This window comes from Dyadobacter sp. UC 10, assembly GCF_008369915.1.
Lineage (GTDB): Bacteria > Bacteroidota > Bacteroidia > Cytophagales > Spirosomataceae > Dyadobacter.
In genome coordinates this window covers 1,721,314-1,744,021 of the sequence record NZ_VSRN01000001.1, presented here as the reverse complement: position 1 = coordinate 1,744,021, position 22,708 = coordinate 1,721,314, and the positions used below count along the sequence as shown (strand labels likewise).

Here is a 22,708-nt window from a genome sequence, read left to right as displayed (position 1 = left end):
CGGTTTTTTTGTCGCTATATATTATCAGAAATCAGATCGAAAACTTCTCCTTAATCGCATCAACAAAATCTAATTTTTCCCAGGTGAAAAGCTCTACTTCCACTTCCTTCTCTTCGCCGTTCGCTCCTTTGAAAGATTTCTTTACCACTTCGTTCTTACGACCCATATGACCGTAAGCGGCTGTTTCAGAATACATTGGGTTGCGGAGTTTCAATCTCTGCTCGATTGCATACGGACGCAAGTCAAAGATTTCGCCGATTTTCTCAGCGATAACGCCGTCGTTGTCACTTACTTTCGCAGTTCCGTAAGTATTGATATACAACCCGCAAGGCTTGGCGACCCCGATCGCGTAAGATACCTGGACAAGCACTTCGTCGCAAAGACCTGATGCAACCATGTTTTTGGCAATGTGGCGTGTGGCATAAGCTGCCGAACGATCCACTTTGGATGGATCTTTTCCGGAAAATGCACCACCACCGTGCGCACCTTTACCGCCGTAAGTGTCAACGATGATCTTTCTTCCCGTCAGGCCGGTATCTCCGTGAGGGCCACCGATTACGAATTTACCCGTTGGGTTAATATGGTAAGTGATCTCTCCGGTGAACAGTTTCTGCAATTCAGGAGTCAGCTTGGACTTCACGCGTGGGATTACAATACTGATAATATCCTGCTTGATTTTTGCAAGCATTGCTTCTTCGGAATCGAAATCATCGTGCTGCGTAGAAACAACGATCGTATCAATACGCTGAGGTACGTTATCGTCGCTGTATTCAATCGTCACCTGCGATTTCGCATCAGGGCGCAGGTAAGGAATCAGGCTTAATTCGTTGTTACGGATAGCCGACATTTCCTGAAGTATCTTATGTGCCAGGTCAAGCGCAAGAGGCATGTAATTTTCAGTTTCGCGGGTAGCGTAACCGAACATCATTCCCTGGTCGCCAGCGCCTTGTGCATTAGCTTTATCTTCAAAACTGGAAGAAGATACCGCACGGTCCACACCCTGGTTAATATCCGCGCTCTGATCATGAATTGCAGACAAAATTCCGCAGGAATTAGCCTCAAACATGTACTCGCTTTTTGTATAACCAATCCTTCTGATTACCTCTCTCGTGATCTTCTGAACGTCAAGATAGGTGTTCGTTTTGACTTCGCCTGCCAGCACCACCTGACCGGTAGTTACCAGTGTTTCGCAAGCCACTTTGCTGTCGGTATCCCAGGCTAAAAAATTATCAATGAGTGCATCTGATATTTGATCTGCTACCTTGTCGGGGTGTCCTTCAGATACGGACTCCGAGGTGAATAAGTACGGCATAAACTAAATAAGTTGAAAGTTAATCAGTCGGAATTACGACGTAGTGTATAGACTAAAAGACAAAATTGACTTTTTTTAAGACATTAACCAAATAAAAAAACGGGAAAAAAGACTCACCTGCACGCATGAATCGAGGTTGGTTTTTTATGCATTAAAATAAAAAAAGCCCGCTCCCAATATCGCAGAGCAGGCTTTTTGTAAAAGCTAATGATTAAATAGGGACATTAACATGTCGCTCAGCATGGTAGCTGGACCGGACTAGCGGCCCGGACTCCACATATTTCAGGCCACGTTTCAAACCCTCTTCTTTGTAGTTTTCAAACATTTCAGGCGTGATCCACTCGATTACTTCGTGGTGCATTTTAGTTGGCTGGAGATATTGGCCTAATGTCAATATATCAAGACCGTTTTCTGCCAGATCGTCCATTGCTTTGTACACTTCGTCTACGGTCTCACCGAGTCCAAGCATAATCCCGGATTTAGTCCGCTGACCATATTCCTTGGTACGTTTGATCTGTTCGAGGCTGCGGGCATATTTAGCTTGCGGCCTCACCGCGCGGTATAAACGTTCTACCGTTTCCATATTATGAGATACGACCTCCTGGCCAGCCTCAATCATGTGGATCAATGCCTCCCAGTTGCTTTTTACATCCGGGATCAGCGTTTCTATCGTTGTCTCGGGCGTATTTTCCTTTACCTGTCTTACTGTCTGGTACCAGATCTCGGCACCCTTGTCTTTCAGCTCATCGCGGTTTACAGATGTGATTACTGCATGTTTTACCTGCATAAGCTTAATCGCCTCTGCAACACGCCGGGGCTCGTCGGTGTCGTATTCGTTAGGGCGGCCGGTGGCTACTGCGCAAAAGCTGCAGCTCCTGGTACAAACGTTGCCCAGGATCATAAATGTAGCTGTTCCCGCTCCCCAGCATTCGCCCATATTGGGACAGCTTCCGCTTTCGCAGATGGTGTGGAGCTTATAATTGTCGACAAGCTGCCTTACTTTCCGGAATTCTGGTCCTGCGGGAAGTTTAACTCTCAACCAGTCGGGGCGTCTTTTACGTTCCGATGGAATAACTGGTAATTCAATCATATAAATCTGTAATCTCTGATCGCATCCTTTCCGGATACCGATCAATTTGTAATTGGAACTAGCGTTTTTTGCTGCCGAAGTATAAGGTCAGGTAACCGGAAGTGAAGAAGCTTTTGTTTTCGGCAAATGCCATAATTTTCGTTTTCCGGCTGAACGCTTCTGCAATAAAACCAATTTCCAGGCCGGTAACGTTCTCTCTGAAGGCACTTAATTCGAAACTCATCGCGGTTTTGACGTGCAATCCCGGGACGATTTTCATTTGTCCAAAACCCTGGAAGAAACTTCCTGCTCCCACAACGCCCTGGGTCTGCGTGCTGCCCGCATGTTTCACCGGGTCAAAGGGCTCGGTCACTACGCGGCCGTCAGTTGATTGATATTGCACCATATATGGCTTTTCCAGACCAAGTGAAGGCCCGGCGGCAATGATACCGCTGATAGAAATACCCTCGTCTTCGTGGCGGTTAAACAAGGTAAGTTCACGCCCATATTCCGGGCGAATAACAAAGAGATAGTTTTGCTTGCCAAAAACCAACCGCGCTCCGGTAACGAAGTCCTGCGTGGAGAGTTCTTTCGGGTGTTTTACATTCACTACCTCAAGTGCAAGGTAGCGGTATTGGTTTTTACCAAAGAGCTTTGATGAGAGTGCAGAAGATTGCCGAAAAACGGCACCACCGAGTATACCGGAATTGGTATTGGTTGAAATACCTACCGAAGTGAATGATTTATAGCTCTCTTCACTGTCCTCATTCTTTGCAGCACGGCGCTGAGCGTATATATCTGTTGATAGTGCAAACAGAATAGATACTAAAAGTAAAAGTTTTACACGCATCATTTTGTCAAATAAGTTCTCCGTAACTAGGTATGTGTCTTCTAAAAAGTGAAAATACAAAATAATCGTATAAGCTTTTGCATGCGTTATCCACTTTAACGGAATTTTGTACTTTTATGTTCTTTTAACGAAAAAAGATAGAAAAAAGCCTGCCGCAGGCTCACATAAAAAGTGATTTTCAACAACTTTATTTCTGTCTAATATCCTTTCTATCAACGCCATTGAGTAAAATAATCTATCAGGCAGCAATCAATCTCTTCGCTTCACTTATCAGGGTTGCTGCACCGTTTAACAAAAAAATACAATCAGGCGTAGAAGGCAGGCGCAATGTGTTTGAGAATTTGCAAAAAGCTCTTGCTGCCCGCGAAGGCAAGAAACCTGTAGCGTGGTTTCATGCCGCTTCTCTGGGGGAATTCGAGCAGGGAAGACCGGTGATGGAGGCATATAAATTGGCCTATCCGGATCATTTTCTTTTGCTGACTTTTTTTTCGCCATCGGGGTATGAGGTCAGGAAAAATTACACCGGCGCCGATTTCGTGTGTTACCTTCCCATAGATACGCATGCAAATGCTGCCCGTTTTGTGCAGATTGTGAAACCGAGGATCGCGTTTTTTATCAAGTACGAGTTTTGGCTTAATTACCTGCAGGAGCTCAAAAAAAGCGACGCATACATTCTTTCTTTTTCGTCCATTTTCAGACCGGGTCAGATCTATTTTAAGCCACAGGGATTTCTGCACCGGGACATGCTCGGCGCTGTCGATCATCTTTTTGTGCAAAATGAACAGTCGGTATCCATGCTCCGCCAGATCGGTATCACAGCCTGCAGTATCGCGGGGGACACCCGGTTCGACAGGGTAAAGGAAATCGCCTTGAAGGCGCGTGACCTGCCTGAGATCGCAGCTTTCACAAATTACCAGACCTGCCTGGTCGCCGGCTCAGTCTGGGAAGCCGATATGCAGGTTTTGATTCCGGTCCTGAACCGTTTTGAGGCACAGCTCAAAGCAATTATCGCGCCCCATGAAATTAAAAAGGACGAAATCGGAGACTGGCGGAAACAGCTTGCCGGAAAGTCTGTTTTATATTCGGAACTTCATTCGGTTACTGATTTAAGTGCGTACAGTTACCTGATCATCGACAATGTGGGAATGCTTTCGTCTTTGTACAAGTACGGACAAATGGCATTTATTGGCGGAGCTTTCGGGGTGGGCCTGCATAACATTCTGGAAGCCGCTACCTTCGGGCTACCTGTGATTTTTGGCGATAAAAGTTACCGGCGTTTTCAGGAGGCAGTTGACCTGATAGCGCTGGGAGGCGCATTCCCGGTGTCAGGAGTGGCTTCCGCAGAGCAAATAATAGGTGATTTTCTTGCAAACGATTCGAAAAGGGCCACAGCAGGGCGCATTTCTGAAACCTATGTGGCGTCGGGCACTGGCGCCACAGAAATTATCATGGGCAAGGTGAAACAAATCATCGGTTGAACCACCTTGCCGTTCTTTTTTATGGAAACTCTTTAACAATAAGGTGTTCGAACAAATGAGCCTGCGTACCAAGCAGCCGCGCTTTTGCACCCAGTTTGGAGATGTGCAGTGTCAAAGAGTTCTTAAAGTCGGACAGGCAGTATTTGTTGATCGCCTGTTCAATCGGATTGGAAATAAATGGACCCGCCTCGGCAAGTAATCCACCTACTATGATCACTTCCGGGTTGAAAAGATGGACAGCCGTAGCCAGCCCTTTGCCAAGCTCCGTTCCCACATTACTCAGCAGGTCAATTGAAAATTCGTCGCCTGCGTGCACAGCTTCAATCAGATGACTTGTTTCCAGCAGATCAAGATCATTGTTGACGATCTGGGTCAAAATTGTAGCCCTGCCGGCTGCAATCCCTTCTTTTGCCTGGCGAATGAGCGCCATAGCGGAAGTAATTGTGTCGAGGCAGCCGACTTTGCCGCAGTGACAAAGCATACCATCTGGCTTAACCTGAATATGGCCCAGCTCACCGGCAAACCCGGAAGCACCGTTAAAGACCTCTCCGTTGATGATAATGCCCAGACCAACGCCCCAGTCGATATTGATCGTAAGTACCTGCGATTTTTGCATTGCAAGACCGAAACGGTGCTCGCCGATCGTGGTAGCTTTGGTATCGTTAAATAAGCAAACAGGCAGCCTGAAATGGTTTCTCAGATGAGCGACCAGCGGGACGCCCGGTGGTGTGAGGTTAAGATATGTGAGGTTAACTCCCTGCGACGAGTTAATGAGGCCGGGCATGGAAACCCCGATTCCCCAAAGCTTACTGGAACTGATATTGTTGGAAGCCAGAAAATCGTCGGCAAAGTCGAACAACTGCTCCAAAAAAGTAGCTGAATCGTCCAGGCGTATATCTACCTTCTTTTTAATTATAAGCTGATTATGAAGATCAAAAACGACGAGCTGCGTATCATGCCTGTTAATATCCATGATGACCGTCAGGTACTTCCTGGCATTCAGGCCGTAAAGCACAGGCGGGCGTCCTGCCCGGGCAGGGCCGGTACCTGTTTCGGTAATCCATCCTTCCCGGATAAGGTCATTGACGATCCCGGTAGCAGAAGGAATACTGGCATGAAACAGCCGCGCCATTCTGTTGATCGAAGTGTCGCCGTTTTGATATAAATGAAGCAAAAGATTGCTCTTGACACGGTTCTTACGAATGTCAATAACCGAATTCGGTTCTTCGGCAACTAGATTCATCGGGACTAAACTCTTTTGAGGTGTATTTTTAAAATTCTTTACTAGATATCCCAACTAATGTATGAAAAAAGCCCCGAAGAGAGGAATTTTTAAAAAATATTATTTAGTAAATATAAATTGACACCTTACTTCGAACGTATTGCAGAACTCGATTGGTCAAAATTTGGTGTATTGGCCAGGTCTCCGGGAGCAGGTACCTTATCATGAGTAAAGGTTACAAATGGGTAAGAACTACTGAATTAATATGCTCAAAATGTGCAAAGCGGTAACATTTTTTGTGTGACTGTGGAAATCTCCTTTTTATTTGCTGTACTTAGACAAAAAAATAGAAGAATGGGCTTGAACAGAGGATTGGTACTGCGATCAACCGGCTCATGGTACGAGGTACGTGACGATACGGACGGCCATATATGGCAGTGCAGATTAAAAGGAAAATTTAAGGCACTGGGATTGAAAGTAACCAATCCGATCGCCGTTGGTGATTTCGTCAGATTTGAAATAGAAGATGAAGGAGAGAATTTCGGCATAATCCATGAGATATTGCCTAGGGAGAATTATGTGATCCGGCAATCGGTGCATAAAACAGCCCATGCGCATTTACTGGCAGCGAATGTGGATCAGGCGATATTGATCGCGACGCTGGTATTTCCAAGGACTTCACTCGGCTTCATCGACCGTTTTCTGGTCGCGATCGAATCCTTCCGCATTCCGGGCGTATTGGTTTTTAACAAACAGGATCTGCTGAATGATGAAATGAAGGAGTTTCAGGCAGAACTGATGGAGCTTTATGAAAGTCTGGGATACCGCTGTCTCGCAGTCACGGCATTGGGTCAAACCGGGCTGGAACACTTTTCGGAACTGCTTCAAGGCAAGGTTTCGCTGCTTTCCGGGCATTCGGGGGTAGGTAAGTCCACATTGGTGAATGCCATCGCGCCGGGGCTTTCGATTAAAACCCAGGAGGTTTCAACTTTTGCTAACAAGGGTGTACATACGACGACTTTTGCTGAGATGTTCGAGCTTGGGGAGGGCACTTATATCATTGATTCACCTGGTATTAAGGAGCTTGGGCTGGCTGATATGAAGCCGGAAGAAATCAGCCATTATTTCCCCGAAATGCGTGAATTGTTAAATCAGTGCAGGTTCAACAACTGCCAGCATATCAACGAGCCCGGCTGTGCTGTGAAGACAGCCGTTACCGAAGGCGAAATCGCTTTGAGCAGGTATGAAAGCTATCTGAGCATGGTTGGGGGAGGAGATAACAGGAAGTAGTTTGCGGGTTCATAGTTTATGAGTTTAGAGTTTGATTATGATTAATGTGGAGCATATCGGTATTGCGGTGAAAGAGCTGGCGGCGGCAGAGAAATTGTTTGCCAGCCTGTTCAACACAGTACCTTATAAGCGGGAAACCGTCGATTCCGAAAGTGTTGCGACTTCATTTTTCAAAATTAATCAAACCAAAATAGAGCTGTTGGAAGCCACTCATTCCGACAGTGTCATCGCCAGATTTATTGAGAAAAAAGGCGAAGGATTTCACCATATTGCCTTCGAAGTCGACGATATCCGAGCGGAAATGACACGTCTTGAAAATGAAGGTTTTACACTTTTAAGCCCTGATCCGAAGCCGGGGGCTGATAATAAGTTGGTTTGCTTCCTTCATCCAAAAGGCACGAACGGCATATTGGTGGAATTGTGCCAGGAGATGAAATAGCGTTTCGATTTGGTTTTGCAGGGAGCTCCTTTGGAGCTTGAAAAAATGGTGTATTTGTCTATAAGCAGGGTGCCCCGCTGGGGCATTTATTGTCATGGCAATCATCCAATCCTGTGAACCCTCCTGAAAAATATCGAAATAATCGAAGTAAGCTATGTGATTATCAAAATGGCAAGCCAACCGCGATATTCAATATCAAATTCTCCCGCCGCCAAGCTTTACTTCCAAAATCAATTTCGTTAAATACCCAGGTATTCTTTGATATTGGCGCTCCGAAAGGATCCTCAGGATTTCTCAACTCTCTGTACCAGGGTTTTCTGAAAGGAGTAGCCAAGTCGAGCCTGAACACTAAATAGGAAAAGTCAAGGCGTAAACCAATACCACCGCCTACCGCTAGTTGCTTTATAAATCCATTTTTTATTAATGCCTTGGAACCATAGCCGATTCGCGTCGTGTCGCCAAAGGACCAGATGTTTCCAGCATCCATAAACACAGCGCCGTTAATAATATTGGTGAATTTAACCCTAAACTCTGTGTTGAATTCCATGCGAATATCGCCGAATTGCTGATATCCTAACAAATTGAAACTCGCTGTATCCGGTTCAAGAGAGCCCGGGCCGAGTGCCCGTGCCCGAAATGCACGGATTCCAGTGCTACCGCCACCGAAATACTGTTTGAACTGTGGAGTAGGCATTGTTTTAGAATTACCATACGGCTTTATCATTCCTACTAACAAGCGATTGGCCCATTTAATGGAAGGAGTAAGTGTGCGGTAGTACCGGATATCTCCATCTACTTTTACATATTGAAAAACGGGTACTTTCAAAAATTCCTTTGGCAATGTGTCATCGGGTGGCAGGGGTCTTTTTGCAAATAAACTGAGGAGATTACCACCATAGTCTATACCGCCAGTCAACGCGAATTGATTTTTGCTGAAAGGCCGCGGAGTGGGGCGGTAAGAGATGCTATAATTGGATCCTGCAATAAAATATTTCGCGTCAATGATTTTGTATAGTCTATCTGTGTCAAGCGGATTGGTATTTGGGCTTTCAGCAATTTTAGCGATGTTTTCAAGATTGAGTCCCCCGGTTGTTACATAGTTAATAGAAAACGGCGCGAGCGTGTGGACAACTTCTGATTTTTTGCTCCAAACATAAGACCAGTCGCCCCTTATGGAAGTAGTGGTATAGAGTCCGCGCTGTACCCGGTTCTCATAGTTAAGAGATAAAATAGTTTTAGGCAAAGCCTGGCTTTTTTCGGGTCTTATCCGAACAAATGGAATAATAAACCTGGGGAAAGAAAGATCTGCTCTGGCACCATATCGGATATATTCATTCCCAATTTTTCTCAAAGCACTGATACTTTCACTTCGATTACCGCCTAACTGAACGTCGAATCCGTAATAAGCATTAACAGACAACATCTCTGCACCCCTGAAAAAATTCCGGTTCCGCCAGGTTACGTCCAGCTGAGAACCGCCCAGGTTGTTCGATTTGGTACTGGCGCTCAATGTCGTTTGCAGCGACTTTTTCTTCATCGGCGCCAGATCGTAATACACATCCAGTAAAGCAGAGTCTGAACGCGGCACGAGATCGAAACGGTTTTTTACAAAACGAAAATTTTGGAGGTTGACCAGCCTCGACAGTGATACTTCGTGCATGGTGTTGGTATACATATTTCCCCTCCGGAAACCAATCGCGTCGTAGAATATCCGTCGCTTGTATAGCTTGCCAGGGTCTGTAACCTGGATGCCCCTGCGCAACGGTCCGCGTGTTACAACGGAGTCGGCACTCTGATTTTCCTGTGTGCCTGTGTTTACGAAAATATTATTGATAAAATACTGCTTCAGAGAAGTCTGCGCGGTTTCTTTCTTCACTTCCAGAAACAGGTTAACCTGCTGCGGCCCCAATGTAGAATCTGCCCGTCCGATCGTCGAATCGACCTTGACGATCAGATAATCAGGATTGAAAAAGTAATAGCCTTTTCCTTTTAATTCCTGATCAATGCGTGTTCTTTCGGCTGTAACGACGTCCAGCCTGATCGGATCACCTTTTCTGAAAAGTGTTTTCTCCTTAGCCTTCACAAGATCCCTGTTAAACAAAGAGCTATCCGGAACCACGTAGTTGAATTGATTAATTACATATCGCGGCATTACGTATGCATCGAACTCCATGACCGCAGTGCGGCGTTTTTGCTTTTTGGTTGGAACAACCTTGCCTTGTACGGAAGAGCGGTAATAACCTTCGTTGTCGAGATGAGATACCATATTGGCTGCATTGATATCCGCCACACGTTCGGTAGCAAAACGTGGTTCTTCTCCCAGCTTGTTGCGGAACCAGCTCCGGAGGCCGCCTTCGTCTTTCGGTTCACCGATCCAGTAGTAAAACCATACTTTCCATGCGAAGCCGAAAAGTGTCTTATTTGGCGGCGGTTTCACCAGCCCTTCGAGCTGATCCGCCACGCCGGAGACATTTGGCCTGGAGATGCTGTCGGGCGTCACGTTGACCTTGCTTCCTACATATAAACTTTGCCCGGCGGGAACATATTTATTCACTGAACAGCCGCCCAGAAATAAGCATGATACCAGTATGACAAACAGACTATTCTTCATTTCGCTTTTGAAAAAATTCACGGAACAGATCATAATCCGCCGTAACAATGAAACTCACGCCGGTTTCTATAATAAAACCTTCCAGAATGGATTGATATTGATTTTTACGATACCCCCTGAACATATACCTGCCGTCTTTGGAAATGGAGTAATCGAGTGCGATGTTGTCGAATACCTCTGAAGAACTCGCAGAATTTGACTGACTTTCCAGCTCGAAATTTTTACCCACTGAAACCTTCAAACGATCGTTCAGGAAAGCTTTGCTCAACCCTACATTCAAATCGGTACGTGCGCCGGTGGTTTGATCAGCGGTCGAGTTAAGTCCGATATCCAGGTCAACCCCTTTGATCAGGTCGGAAGCCAGGTTATTCAGCTGGTCGCTCAATAGCTGGCTCACACTCTGCCGCGCCACTGCTTCTGCACTGGAGCCCAGGTTGAAACCGGAAGACGATTGGTCGGTAATAAACTTATTCGTGATCAGCAGTGCGAATGCCTGCTTGTTCATTTCCGAAGGATTATTCTTCATATCATTCCAGAAAATCTGGCCGGTAATGTCACTTTTTATCTGTTCGTCAATGCCGGTACCGGGAACAATATTGAATGTAATATTGGGAGTAGTCAGGTTACCTGTGATCACGATCTGCACTTCGATGGGGATCTTGCTCGCTCCCTGGAATTTGGAGGCGATCGAGCCCGGATCCACCTCTACTTCATAGGCGGCAGTAATATTCAGGTCCGCTTTCATCGGATCGCCGGTCCAAAGCAAAGTGCTTTCTTTTTTGATTTGAAACTGCCTCTTCAGAATCTGCAATGTAAGATCGTAAGAACCTTCTGTCAGATCGTAAGAACCGAGCAGGAATAGCTGACCATTTGGTGCAATACCGGTATTGAGCTGCGCATTTCCTTTCAATCGGATATTGTCACCATTCAATTCATCGATCACTACTTTAAACTCAGATTTATCGTCAACGGCAATATCCAGCGAGATTTGCGAAGCGAAGTCGACTACTATATTTTCAGCTTTCTCAGCAGAATCAGCCAGCGCGATTTGTGTAGAATCGCTCATATCGACAAATTCTATCACCCCTTTCGTCGCGTCGCCAGCCTCGGTAGCGTCATTTGGCATCACAAAAGTAATGTTGCTGCCCGGGTCTACTTTTACGCTCCCGTCGATCACCGACTTACTGCCTACACCTTTTACTGTCAGGTTAGCGTCAATGTTGGCCTTTCCGAAAAACAGTTCGTTTTCTTTTTGTGTAGAATTAAGAACGTTGAAATTCTTACCCTCTATCGTCAGGTCGTATCCTACATTCGGGATATTGGCAATATCCACATTCCCGTTGATCTTCATTTGCTGGTTCAGCGAATCGGCGATCGTGAAATTGTTGAAATTGATCTTTTGTCCGTTAAACTGGATCTTCTGATTTGCCAGCGAATAGCGCGAGCCGAGCTGTGTTGCTTTGAAAGCTACTTTGTCGAAATTAACTGCGCCATTCAGGCGGGGGCTGTCGGTTGCGCCTGTAATTGCAATATCTCCCGTCAGGTTACCTTCTGCTCTTTTCAACTCCCCAAAACTGAATGCCTCGATTGTCTGTGCACTGAGCTTTTTTAGTGCCATTTTGAAATCCATCGGCGAGTCGGATTTCAGGTTGTAACTTCCGTCGATGGCAATATCATTCTGGCTGCTCACAAGCGACATCGCAACCTTGATCAGGTCTTCGGTTTCATTGGTCGATTTCACCGACAGATTTCCTACCGGAATTTTGGTCACCGCCAGACTGTCGATCGTCAGGTCACCGGTATAAACCGGCGCAGTCATATAATTGCTCAAAAGTACCTTCCCATTCAATATTCCCGTCGCCATCGTCGAATCGCGGGTAGCGATTTCGATCAGTTTTCCAATGGAGATATTGGACATGGCAATATCCAGCGGACTATTCGGCTCTGGGGTAGTAGAATTGATCACCAGCGACTGTTCGCCATTTTTAATTATAAAATCCTTTACATAAAGACTATCAGTGGTATATTGAATGTAGCCAGAAGTGTCTGTCGCCCATTCACTATAATTTAAGAGCAGGTTTTCGCGCAGGTTGAGGCGGTAGCGGTTGTCAGCGATCATCAGGTCACCTTTCACCATATGCTGTTCGGTATTGACAGAATCTCTTACGATGAAGTCAAATTTGACGTCATTATTAACGATTTTGCTCGCCAAAGAGGCTTTTTGTACTCTGAAACTGCCTGTGTTTACCGAGCCAACATTCGCATTCAGCGCGGCATTTTCATCCACGGTACTCAAATCAACGGAAACGCGCTCGATTCGGATACTGTCGTAATCCACCATTGGAATACTCAGTTTCGCCACAATCGATGAATCTTTCTGGTTGTCCATCTCGGCATGAAACTGAATTGGGTTCATCTCACGCAACTGCGGCGCGAACATTTGAAAAACCGGGTGGTTAGTTACCGTGGCGTCCAACGTAAAGTTGACCGGCTTGGTTACTTCCGTGTAAGTAAGGTCCGGTGCTTTAAAGTGTTTCCCAATCTCCGTCAATAAGGCGTCGCCAAGTTTAGTGTAGGAATAATCACCCTCCATTTTTACCTTCAAAAAAGGCGAATCGATATTGGCCTGCCGCTTTCCGCTCGAATCCGTCAGCGCCATATTGATATTTGCGACGGTAGTTGGCCGGCGGTGGTGGGTAAGTACCAGGTCACTGATATTGACTGTTCCAAGGGGATTTTCAGGGTTGGTCGAAGGCATATCGACTTGGATATCCCCTTTGATCTGCAAAGAGTCTGCATATAGATTTAGCGCAGTCAGGTCAAGATGGTCGATCGACAAGTCTGCTTTTACGGCAGGATATTCTTTGGAAAGATCAGCCTGGGCAGTGAGGTTGACGTCGATGTTCCGGTCTTCCATATCGGCTGTTACATTCGCCATTCCATGGTCTATGTCGCCTTTTAATGTCAGGTTTTGATATACATAACCTTTAATATCTGCACTGGCGATCGTTCCGTCGAGCCGTGCTTTCATGGTATTAGGCGCATAACCGACACCTTCCAGATCCGTCCGGAGCGTAAGCTTGCCCATTTCCGCGGGTGGCTGTTTTGTAAGTTTGCCAAGATCAAAATCCTCGAATGCGAGCGTACCGTTGTATTGTGCTTTTAAGCTATCGGTAATATTTTTCAGGTTTCCGGAAAATGTTCCCGTTCCAAAAGAAGTGTTGATGGTCGTGGTCATCGTCAGGTTTTCCATCGAACCCTTCACCTTACCCGAAATCTTAATATCCTCCGGCAGCTCGATCGACGCAGGTACTGCGCTATCGGGAAGCATTTTCATCAAATCCTGTTTAGTAGAGGAAATTTCGCTGATATTGAGATCCATTGCCAGTTTTTCAGCTTCCGGCAATCCCTGCACGCGACCATTTATATTTAGTACCGTTCCATTGAGCATGCGGAAATCGGCTTTCGAAATCAGCATATCATTCACGGAGCCGGTGATATTGGCCGAGCCTTGCACTACACCATTTGGTTCTTTGTCAAAAGGAGGCGTTTTCGCCAGATCCGGCATGATCAACAGTACATCGGCAAAAGAAACGCGGCTGTTGGTCAGTTTCAGTTTGAGTTTGACTTTCGCAATATCGTTTGTGAGCTGTTCCAGATTAGCGTAACGCAGGCTTAATTCGTCGCGCAAGGTCGTATTGGGAGTCCTTACCAGGAGGTTGCGCAGGTAAGTTTCCTGTTCCCCGTAAGCGAAATCGGTATGAAATTCCCGTAATTTAAATCCGCTTTTTTCATTGAATGAACCAGATTTCAACGCTCCCGCTATCGTTTCCGGCGAGAAGATAAAATCCTGCAGATCGATATTCAGGTCTTTTATATTCAAATGCGCAAAGTCGAGTCCTCTTGGTTGAGCAGGGGAGTTGTTATCATCGTACCGGATATCATTATTTACTAATTTTATCTGCCCCACTTTTACATTCCAGCCCGGCGTTTCGGGTGCAGTAGCAGTAGTATCCTTCTTTTCGGCCACCTTTTGCTTTTTAGCAAACTCCGCAAAAAGCGACATGTTTTCCAGGCTCACACTTTTTACATCCACCTGCTGGCTTTCCAGAAAAAGCTTATTGATATGTCCCTGCAACTTGTCAAGCGTGATCCCGTTTTTCAAACCTGAAACCTCATCTTCAAACTGAAATTTGAACTGGCTGATATCAATATCGCCCAATTTCAGATCTAACGTGTCCCCCGGCTCAGTTTTTGGTTCAGCGACTGGCGGGCCAGCTGCGGCGGTTTTAAGTGGTGCATACATCCGCAGTTTCGCCTCGCTGTTCAGCAAGGCAACCATAGTTGGGTGGTATTGGGAAAGGGTAGGGTTGAATTTGTCAAACTTGACGTGTGCCGAATCAATAACGGCGATTGCGTCCATTCCCGTTACAGCATCGCGATAAGAAAGCCGTACTTGTTTGAGCGAGATCTGATCGAGTCGCATTTCCAACGGCGCAGCGGTAGTATCTTCTACGGTAGTCGTGTCCGTACTGGCAAATGCATCGACAATAAACTGGAAATTGAAAACGGTATCGGGAAGTACCCGGTTGATATTTGCATTGATCCCTTCCAGCTCCACTTTGTTGATACCAATATTTCCCTTTATGAGACTGAACATATCCAGATCCACGTACAGTCTTTTGCCGGAAACAAGCGTGTCGCCGTGGGTATCTTCGAAATAAACACCTTCCAGCATGATCCAGTCCGGAATGTCGAAGCGGACCTTCTCGATACTGACATTGGTTTTGAGCTTTTTTCGCAGGAATGAATTCGCCTGGGATGTTAAAACATTCTGCCCGTACGGTGTCGTAATTCCCCAGATCAGCACCCCGACCAGAATCAATACTGTTAAAATTATAATTGCCAGTACTTTCAATACTTTCTTCATCCCCGACTTGTATTCCGTTTGCCTCAGCCTGAAACAGACAATGAGTGATTGCGCTCCCTGATAAAAAATCTGGACGGTCAGATTATATTGCTGACCATCCAGTTACACTTAATTAATATCCAACCTGTTATCTCTTGAACAATTCGACTTTCACAGGTGCATTTACAGTTACTGCCGACTTGATCGTTACCGGTTTTTTATCCACCGAGTTGACTTCAACCAATTTCGACGGGAAAGACAATCCATAATCTGACTTCACGTAATCCGACATATCGGTTGTGGTTTCAACGCCGGCTTGATTTTCTTTCTGGCGCACCAGAAGCCCTGTTTTTGCGTCAAAATAAAGGTTATATTTCACACCTTTCCCCTGTAACTCTACCTGGTTTACCTGCGCGCCATTTAAAGTTTCGGTACCTACCGTAGTTGCGATCAGCCCTCTTTTCTTGTAATCGAGAAATGGTGCGATCAGATCGTACATTTCAAGGCGCATATTTTGCTGCTCTGCCTGGCTCAGGTCTTTCACATCCATACGCTGACCAATAGGCACTTTGATCCATCCCTCATTGCCTTTCACAGTATAGACGAAACTGCGTTTCATGATGGTTTTGGATTTATAAATAGATTGATCAGGAAGCGATACAGTGAAATCGGCTACGTAAGGAGCAGCTGCTGCGGCTGCATAGCTTCTTTTGAGGCTGAAAGATTTGACTCCGTCCCAAAGTGCTTTTCCGCCTGTCGCTTTATAAAAGTTTGCGAAGATGGAATCTGCGGGGATTTTTTGGGCAAATGAAGCGGTGCTGATCAGCAATAGTGCGATTAAGATTTTCGGTGTATTTTTCATGTGGATTAAATGTTATTGTTTAAAAATGTTGCCAGGGTCCATATATTGATGGTCTGCGTAATTACAACATTTTAGATCAGTATCCGCACCTGAGGTTTAATTATGCCAGATTCGACGTTCTTTTCCTCATTTTTTAATGCTTTGCAAAAACCATTCCATTTTTGGCATAGTAGCAATAATATGCGGTAGCTTACCGGTAAAAACAAAAAGGAAGAGCTACACGCGCCCTTCCTCTTCCTGACAAATTGTTTTGTTAACTTTTGTTAAGCGTCATCGCCGCTCGAGGAGATCTTGCCGAATCTGTATTGGAATGTCAGGTTAACCTGTCGATTCGTTTGTTGCCAGTGTGAAGCCTGGGAATAGGTGGCTGTACCCAGCTGACTCTTATAAGCCCTGGACAAAAAGATGTCCTGGACATTAAAAGAAATTGTGGCCTTCTTTTCCAACAAGTCCTTTCTGATACCCATATTGGCGATAAACACACCCTCCCGTGTTCCCTGCGCAATAGCCCGGGGACCCTCATAGTTGACATAAGCCGACGCACGAAAATCGGCAGGTAACGTCACGAATGCGTTCAGGTTACCGGAATAACTCCACGTGCGGTTATCGATCTGGGCCAGTTGGGATACCACCTCGCTCCGGAAAACCCTGCCGCTTCCGTTAATTTTAAGTACTTCACCGATTTTTTGTGAAAAATCGGTTTCGAAACCATAGGAAAGTTCCCGGCCCACGTTGTCGTAACGTGTGAGTGAAACACCGCTTTCGTCAATCGTCCTGAGCTGGGTAATCGCGTTGTTGGAGTAATCCATAAAAAGGGAAGGTCCGAATCCACCGGAAGCCTCATAATTAGAAAAGCCCATTTCCGCCTTGTGTGTAAATTCAGGACGCAGGTTGGGGTTGCCAGACTTTACGTTTCTGGGGTCGGATACATCGGTGAAGGGATTGAGCCAATCGGCTTCCGGGCGCTGCACGCGGCGGCTGTAATTGAGTTTGATCTGCGACGATTCGCCCAGCTTGCGCGTCAGGGCCAGCGAAGGTACAAGTGTCAGAAAGTGTACGCTAAATTCTCTGTTCGCGCTGATCTGATTAATATCCTGGTTGTAGTCGGTTACGCGCAACCCGGCACGCATTCCCCACAGATCGGTTTTTTGAGAAAATGTCATGAAACCGGTATAAGTCGCATCCCGGTAGCCGAATATGTTACTGATATTCTCATCAAATTCATAAGAACCCGTTTCCCGATCCATCGTATAGAAGGAATTGGTATTATCGTTTGAGCTCATGCGTGTCCGCAAGCCTGCTTCCAGCGTAGCTTTGGGTGTGATCGGCCAGGTGTAATCGGTATTGATAAAAAGCGATTTACGATTGTTGTCACGCAGGTTCTGCTGGTTCCGTATCAGGCTGTCAATCTTACTTTCCTGTGCAAAAAAAGATTCACCATCCGATTCGCCCAGGGAATAACTGGTCGTAAAAGTGAACTGGTGGTCTTTGTCGTCAAACTTTTTGCGGTAATCAAGATTGAAATTCATATTGTTTCCATTGCCAGTGCTGGCATTCAGCCGGCGGAAACTTTCATAAACTGCACCTGTGGCGTCACTGGTTTCGTTGAGCAGGTTACTGTTATTTTTGCTGTCATTGCCCGAGTAGTTCACGCCAACTTCCAGCGAGTTCTTTTCATTGAAATCATAATTAAGGCCTATCCGGCCAAAAGCGCTTTTACCGAAGTTATCTCCCGTCCCGGTTTGTTCAAGATGCGACGTGTTTTCGGAGATGAAATTTTCACGGTTCAATGTTCTTTTCCAGGTCATGCCACGGCTCTGGCCGCTCAGGGAAGCGTTCATGCCGAATTTCCCGGCGCGGTAGCTGATGTTGCCGGAAGCATTGTGGTTGTTTTTATTGCCAAGCCCGATGCGCAATCCCCCATTCATTCCCCGGATTTTGGTCTTTTTAGTGATGATATCAATAACACCCGATGCACCTTCTCCTTCGTACTTGGCAGACGGTGTCGTCATTACGTCGATCCGTTCGATCAGGTTGGCCGGGAAGGATTGCAATATCGTTGGAAGATCGCTTCCATAGAGATTGGAAGGTTTTCCGTCGATCAGCACAACCACATTTCCCTTTCCACGAACCTGCGGGTTGCCGTTTTCATCCAGCGAAACTGCCGGTACCTTTTCAAGCAGGTCGCTCACATTGTTACTGGTAGCGAGCATATCCTTTCCAATATTGACGATCTTTTTATCGATATCATCAACGATCATACTTTTTTCGCCTCTTACCAAAACTTCAGCCAGCTTCTGAGCTTCTGGCAAAATCGTGATCATCCCAAGGTCGAGCAAATTAGCTTCCGCAGCCACGCGGATGTTAGGTACATACAGCGTTTGATAACCCATGTTGGTAACCCGCAAGACATAACTACCCGGTGCAACATTGGCGATCGCAAATACTCCATTTTCATCTGCTACCACTCCGTCCGTGATCGAAGAGTCGCGGGCAGCCAGAAGTGCAACCGTAGCAAAACTCACGACAGCATTGGTAGGGGCTTCCACAATCTTGCCTACCAGCTTACCGCCATCAACAACCGGTGACGTTACCGTAACGGGATCAGAAAAAGTGGGAACGCTGCTGGCAAAAAGACTTACAGGGAGTGTAAAAAGTGCGATAACATGCAGAAAAGTAGATTTTATCACGGATACAGGATTTAATTTTTATTAGGAGTAAAGTTGTCAGAATGCAAATTGGAATAGTGTGGGAAAAGTAAAAAGCACCAGAAAAAACTCTGAAAATGCAAAGTTACCTGAATAATCGTAACGTGTGTTTTACGGAAAGAATTACATAAAATTATAAAAAAATAAAGATTAGGAAATATTAAAGCACAATACGGCGTCATATCTTTAAGAAGATTTTCTTTACCGGTAGCTGGGTTTGTTATAATAAAAAATAAATTTCATTTGCTTCGACCCCTTGCTGTGAAACAAGCTATTTTTGCAGCATGTATAAAATTCTCATCTCCCCTATACTTTTCCTGTTTGATGCTGAGCGGATTCATTATTTTGTTTGCGAAGTTTTACGCGTCGCCTTCAAAATCCCGTTTGTGCCGCAGCTGATCCGATCGATGTACACATTTGAGCATCCCGACCTGGTGACGGAAGTGGCCGGACTCCGGTTCCGAAATCCTGTGGGCCTCGCAGCAGGTTTTGATAAAAATGCAGAAATGGTCGACTATTTCGAAGCGTTGGGGTTCGGGTATATTGAGATAGGTACCGTTACGCCCCGCCCGCAACCCGGAAACGATAAGCCCAGGTTGTTCAGGTTAAAAAAGGATAAGGCGCTGATCAACAGAATGGGTTTTAATAACAAGGGAGCGGCAGTAGCCTCAGCGAAACTTGCGAAGAGGCAGTCGAAGATTATGGTGGGGGGGAATATTGGTAAAAATAAGGACACCCCCAACGACCAGGCATTGAGCGATTACCTGATCTGTTTTCGGGAGTTATTTGATGTTGTAGACTATTTTGTTGTTAATGTAAGCTCACCTAATACGCCTGGTTTGCGCGATTTGCAGGAAAAGGAGCCGCTCACCGCTTTGCTGAAAGAACTTCAGACAAAGAATCGCGAAAAATTCAATCCAAAACCTATATTTTTAAAGATTGCTCCCGATTTAACGAACAGCCAGCTGGACGATATTATTGATATTGTTAAAGAAACTGGAATTGCCGGCGTGATTGCAACCAATACTACAATAGGACGGGAAAACCTTCGCACTGAGAAGCGTGAGATCGAAAAAATAGGAGCTGGCGGGCTAAGCGGCGCGCCACTTACACATCGGTCAACGGAAGTAATTCGTTACCTTTGCGATAAATCGAACCATGCATTTCCGGTAATCGGCGTTGGCGGAATCGCTTCGCCGGGAGAGGCTTTGGAGAAAAAAAATGCAGGAGCTGCATTAATTCAATTATATACCGGGTTCATTTACGAAGGTCCGGGGCTCGTCAAGCGGATTTGCAAGGCGTTTGTCGGGCGGTAAGAAGTACAAATTAAGCATTCACGCATCCCAGAGTTGAAATAAATGTCTGTCAATAAGCCGAGAGGAAACACACAACGTCAAAAAGCGGAGGAAACTGCGGAATCCGGTATTCGCTTCTCTTTTGATTGGGAGCAACTTTTTTCGAGTCCCAAAGGCACATTAGCCTGGGGCACATTTTTTATTCTGCTAGGGATATTTCTTGAAATAGCATTCATTTCCTATCTCGTTACCGGCATTTCGGACCAGAGCGTGATCGACGGGCTGGGGCAGCAGTCAGTTCGCGATGCAGGGCGGCAAACGCGCAATTTCTTCGGCGTGCTGGGTGCCGTGATTTCTCATTTCTTTGTTTACAGATGGTTCGGGGTAGGCGCCCTGCTACTACCGCTTGTTCCGATCGTGGCAGGCTGGAAAATGGCTTTTGACCGCGAAATACTTCCATTGAACAGAGTTACGAAGGAGGTAGTCTTTTTTACACTGTGGGTAAGTGCGTTAATGGGGTATATCATCCTGATGAGCAATTCCGAAAGTACCATGAGCTTCGTCTCGGGCGGTATCGGCTATATTATCAATGTTACCCTGTTCGACTGGCTGAAGTGGGGAAGCATTATTCCGATCATTTTCGCGCTTTTCGTTTTTGCAGTGTTCTTCTACGATGCAAGATCGGCCTATGAGGCGTGGCAACAGAAAAATGCCAGGCCGGAAGTCGCTCCTGAGCTCAACGGATCAGCAGTAACCGCGGAAGCAAAGCCAGCCGAGCCGGTCAATACCTATGCCTCCGTTCTGAATGATACTTACGATGACGAAATCCCCGCTATAAATGGAAAGGAAGTAGCTTCCAGGCCGGAAGTTGAAATGGAGGTTGAAGTTGACGAAGAAATCCCGGCTCCTGTGCCTGTCCAGCCGGTTATTCCAGTATCCCCGGTTGTACCGGCTGTTACGGTTGCCGATGCGAAACTGGAACTGGAAGTGGAGGATACCACACAGATTGCGGTGGCTGAGGCGGAAGAATTTGAAGATGAGGATGTCAACGCGTCGATCTTACGCGAGTTCGGGCAATATGATCCTATGCTGGATCTGCCGTCCTACCAATTTCCAAAGGTGGACCTGCTGAACGAAGTAGTGGATAACCACCACGAAAAAGTAAGTCAGGAGGAGCTGGAAAGCAATAAAACAAAGATCGTGGATACCCTGGGAAGTTACGGTATCAATATTTCCAAGATCAAAGCCACCATCGGTCCGACTGTAACGCTGTATGAAATCATCCCGGAAGCGGGCGTTCGGATATCGAAGATTAAAAACCTGGAAGGCGATATCGCATTGAGCCTCGCAGCCTTGGGGATCAGGATCATAGCGCCGATGCCGGGTCGTGGTACGATCGGTATTGAAGTACCTAACAAGAACAGGGAAACAGTATTTGCGCGCTCGGTTTTATCAAATGAACGTTTTCAAAAATCAAATTACGACCTGCCTATTGTTCTCGGAAAGACAATTTCCAATGATATTCACATCGTAGACCTTGCCAAAATGCCTCACTTGCTGATGGCGGGTGCAACCGGACAGGGTAAATCTGTGGGGCTGAATGTCATACTGGCTTCACTTATTTATAAAAAACATCCTGCTGAACTGAAATTTGTGCTTGTCGACCCGAAAAAGGTGGAGCTTACACTTTTCAACAAGCTGGAAAGACATTTTCTTGCCAAGCTTCCAAATGCGGAAGAGGCAATCATCACCGATACCAAAAAGGTGATTTTCACATTGAATTCCCTATGTATCGAAATGGATTCGCGGTACGACCTTCTCAAGGAAGCAGCCGTGAGGAATCTGAAAGAATACAATGCTAAATTCGCCCAGAGAAGACTGAATCCTGAAAAAGGGCACCGGTTCCTGCCTTATATCGTACTTGTGATCGATGAGCTGGCAGACCTGATGATGACGGCCGGCAAAGAGGTCGAAACGCCGATTGCACGTTTGGCACAGCTGGCCAGAGCGGTAGGTATTCACCTGGTTGTGGCCACACAGCGGCCTTCGGTGAAAGTAATTACCGGCTTGATCAAAGCCAACTTCCCTGCCCGTTTGTCTTTCCGGGTAACTTCCAGCATCGACTCACGTACTATTCTGGATATGGGCGGCGCTGAGCAACTAGTGGGCCAGGGAGATATGCTGCTTGCGATCAATTCCGAAGTGATCCGTTTGCAATGTCCGTTTATCGATACCCGCGAAATCGAAGACGTCTGCGAATTCATTGGCGGGCAGCGTGGATACGATGAAGCCTACGCCCTGCCTGAATATGAAGGCGAAGATGCCGCCGAAGGAAAAGCGGAGCTCAATCCCGATGATTTTGACAGCTTGTTGCCGGACGCAGCCCGCCTGATCGTAACACATCAGCAGGGAAGTACTTCGCTTATCCAGCGGAAAATGAAACTGGGTTATAACCGCGCAGGCCGTATTATGGACCAGCTGGAAGTCCTGGGAGTCGTAGGCCCGTTCACCGGAAGTAAAGCGAGGGATGTCATGTTCCACGATCTGAGCGGCCTGGAAGAGCACCTTCGGGTTATGGGTGTAATCTAATCGATCTGCCTTTGCCCACATTAATCCGTTGAATTACTGAATCCTTCTTTAAACCTTCATTTTGGGTGATGGTC

The 22,708-nt window shown here is 46.2% G+C and carries 13 protein-coding genes; 5 read left to right on the top strand and 8 right to left on the bottom strand.

The features are described 5' to 3' along the window. Positions 1 to 31: 31 nt before the first annotated feature. The 3 genes from metK to FXO21_RS06945 all read right to left on the bottom strand — a co-directional run bounded on the left by metK (position 32) and on the right by FXO21_RS06945 (position 3,234). Complete coding sequence (metK, locus tag FXO21_RS06955) at positions 32 to 1,312, bottom strand: methionine adenosyltransferase (RefSeq protein ID WP_149639416.1); 1,281 nt, start codon at positions 1,310 to 1,312, stop codon at positions 32 to 34. Between the two features lie 211 nt (positions 1,313 to 1,523). Then, entirely contained in the window at positions 1,524 to 2,402 is an 879-nt protein-coding gene (gene lipA, locus FXO21_RS06950; RefSeq protein WP_149639415.1) for a lipoyl synthase, read from the bottom strand. A 58-nt stretch (positions 2,403 to 2,460) separates the two neighbouring features. After that, the gene (locus FXO21_RS06945) at positions 2,461 to 3,234 is read right to left on the bottom strand and encodes a hypothetical protein (RefSeq protein WP_149639414.1); all 774 of its coding nucleotides are present in this window, start codon (positions 3,232 to 3,234) and stop codon (positions 2,461 to 2,463) included. A 218-nt stretch (positions 3,235 to 3,452) separates the two neighbouring features. Between FXO21_RS06945 and FXO21_RS06940 the strand changes: the two genes are divergently transcribed. Continuing rightward, positions 3,453 to 4,709, top strand: coding sequence for a 3-deoxy-D-manno-octulosonic acid transferase (locus FXO21_RS06940; protein ID WP_149639413.1), 1,257 nt, complete (start codon positions 3,453 to 3,455; stop codon positions 4,707 to 4,709). Between the two features lie 19 nt (positions 4,710 to 4,728). Here the strand turns inward: FXO21_RS06940 and FXO21_RS06935 are convergent, their stop codons facing one another. After that, positions 4,729 to 5,952, bottom strand: a complete 1,224-nt coding sequence (locus tag FXO21_RS06935) for an ROK family transcriptional regulator (RefSeq protein WP_149639412.1) — start codon at positions 5,950 to 5,952, stop codon at positions 4,729 to 4,731. Between the two features lie 333 nt (positions 5,953 to 6,285). On the opposite strand from FXO21_RS06935, the gene rsgA reads away from it, so the two are divergent. Together rsgA and mce are read left to right on the top strand one after the other, a co-directional pair. Further along, on the top strand, positions 6,286 to 7,221 hold the full coding sequence (gene rsgA / locus FXO21_RS06930; RefSeq protein WP_149639411.1) for a ribosome small subunit-dependent GTPase A: 936 nt from the start codon (positions 6,286 to 6,288) through the stop codon (positions 7,219 to 7,221). Positions 7,222 to 7,255: 34 nt separating this feature from the next. Next, positions 7,256 to 7,660 carry a methylmalonyl-CoA epimerase gene (mce, locus tag FXO21_RS06925; RefSeq protein ID WP_149643399.1) on the top strand — a complete coding sequence of 135 codons (405 nt, stop codon included), beginning with the start codon at positions 7,256 to 7,258 and terminating at the stop codon, positions 7,658 to 7,660. 163 nt (positions 7,661 to 7,823) lie between these two features. Here mce and tamL read toward each other — a convergent pair whose 3' ends face one another. The 4 genes from tamL to FXO21_RS06905 form a co-directional block, all read right to left on the bottom strand. Then, on the bottom strand, positions 7,824 to 10,271 hold the full coding sequence (tamL, locus tag FXO21_RS06920) for a translocation and assembly module lipoprotein TamL (RefSeq protein ID WP_225865601.1): 2,448 nt from the start codon (positions 10,269 to 10,271) through the stop codon (positions 7,824 to 7,826). Beyond that, positions 10,261 to 15,201 (bottom strand): translocation/assembly module TamB domain-containing protein, encoded by a 4,941-nt coding sequence (locus FXO21_RS06915; RefSeq protein WP_149639409.1) that lies wholly within the window; start codon positions 15,199 to 15,201, stop codon positions 10,261 to 10,263. The genes tamL and FXO21_RS06915 overlap by 11 nt, the downstream gene beginning before the upstream one ends. A gap of 127 nt (positions 15,202 to 15,328) precedes the next feature. Beyond that, positions 15,329 to 16,042, bottom strand: a complete 714-nt coding sequence (locus tag FXO21_RS06910) for a hypothetical protein (protein ID WP_149639408.1) — start codon at positions 16,040 to 16,042, stop codon at positions 15,329 to 15,331. A 263-nt stretch (positions 16,043 to 16,305) separates the two neighbouring features. Next, the gene (locus tag FXO21_RS06905) at positions 16,306 to 18,732 is read right to left on the bottom strand and encodes a TonB-dependent receptor domain-containing protein (RefSeq protein WP_225865600.1); all 2,427 of its coding nucleotides are present in this window, start codon (positions 18,730 to 18,732) and stop codon (positions 16,306 to 16,308) included. Positions 18,733 to 19,034: 302 nt separating this feature from the next. Between FXO21_RS06905 and FXO21_RS06900 the strand changes: the two genes are divergently transcribed. Next, on the top strand, positions 19,035 to 20,066 hold the full coding sequence (locus FXO21_RS06900; protein ID WP_149639407.1) for a quinone-dependent dihydroorotate dehydrogenase: 1,032 nt from the start codon (positions 19,035 to 19,037) through the stop codon (positions 20,064 to 20,066). A 42-nt stretch (positions 20,067 to 20,108) separates the two neighbouring features. After that, complete coding sequence (locus FXO21_RS06895) at positions 20,109 to 22,634, top strand: FtsK/SpoIIIE family DNA translocase (protein ID WP_149639406.1); 2,526 nt, start codon at positions 20,109 to 20,111, stop codon at positions 22,632 to 22,634. Positions 22,635 to 22,708 lie beyond the last annotated feature (74 nt).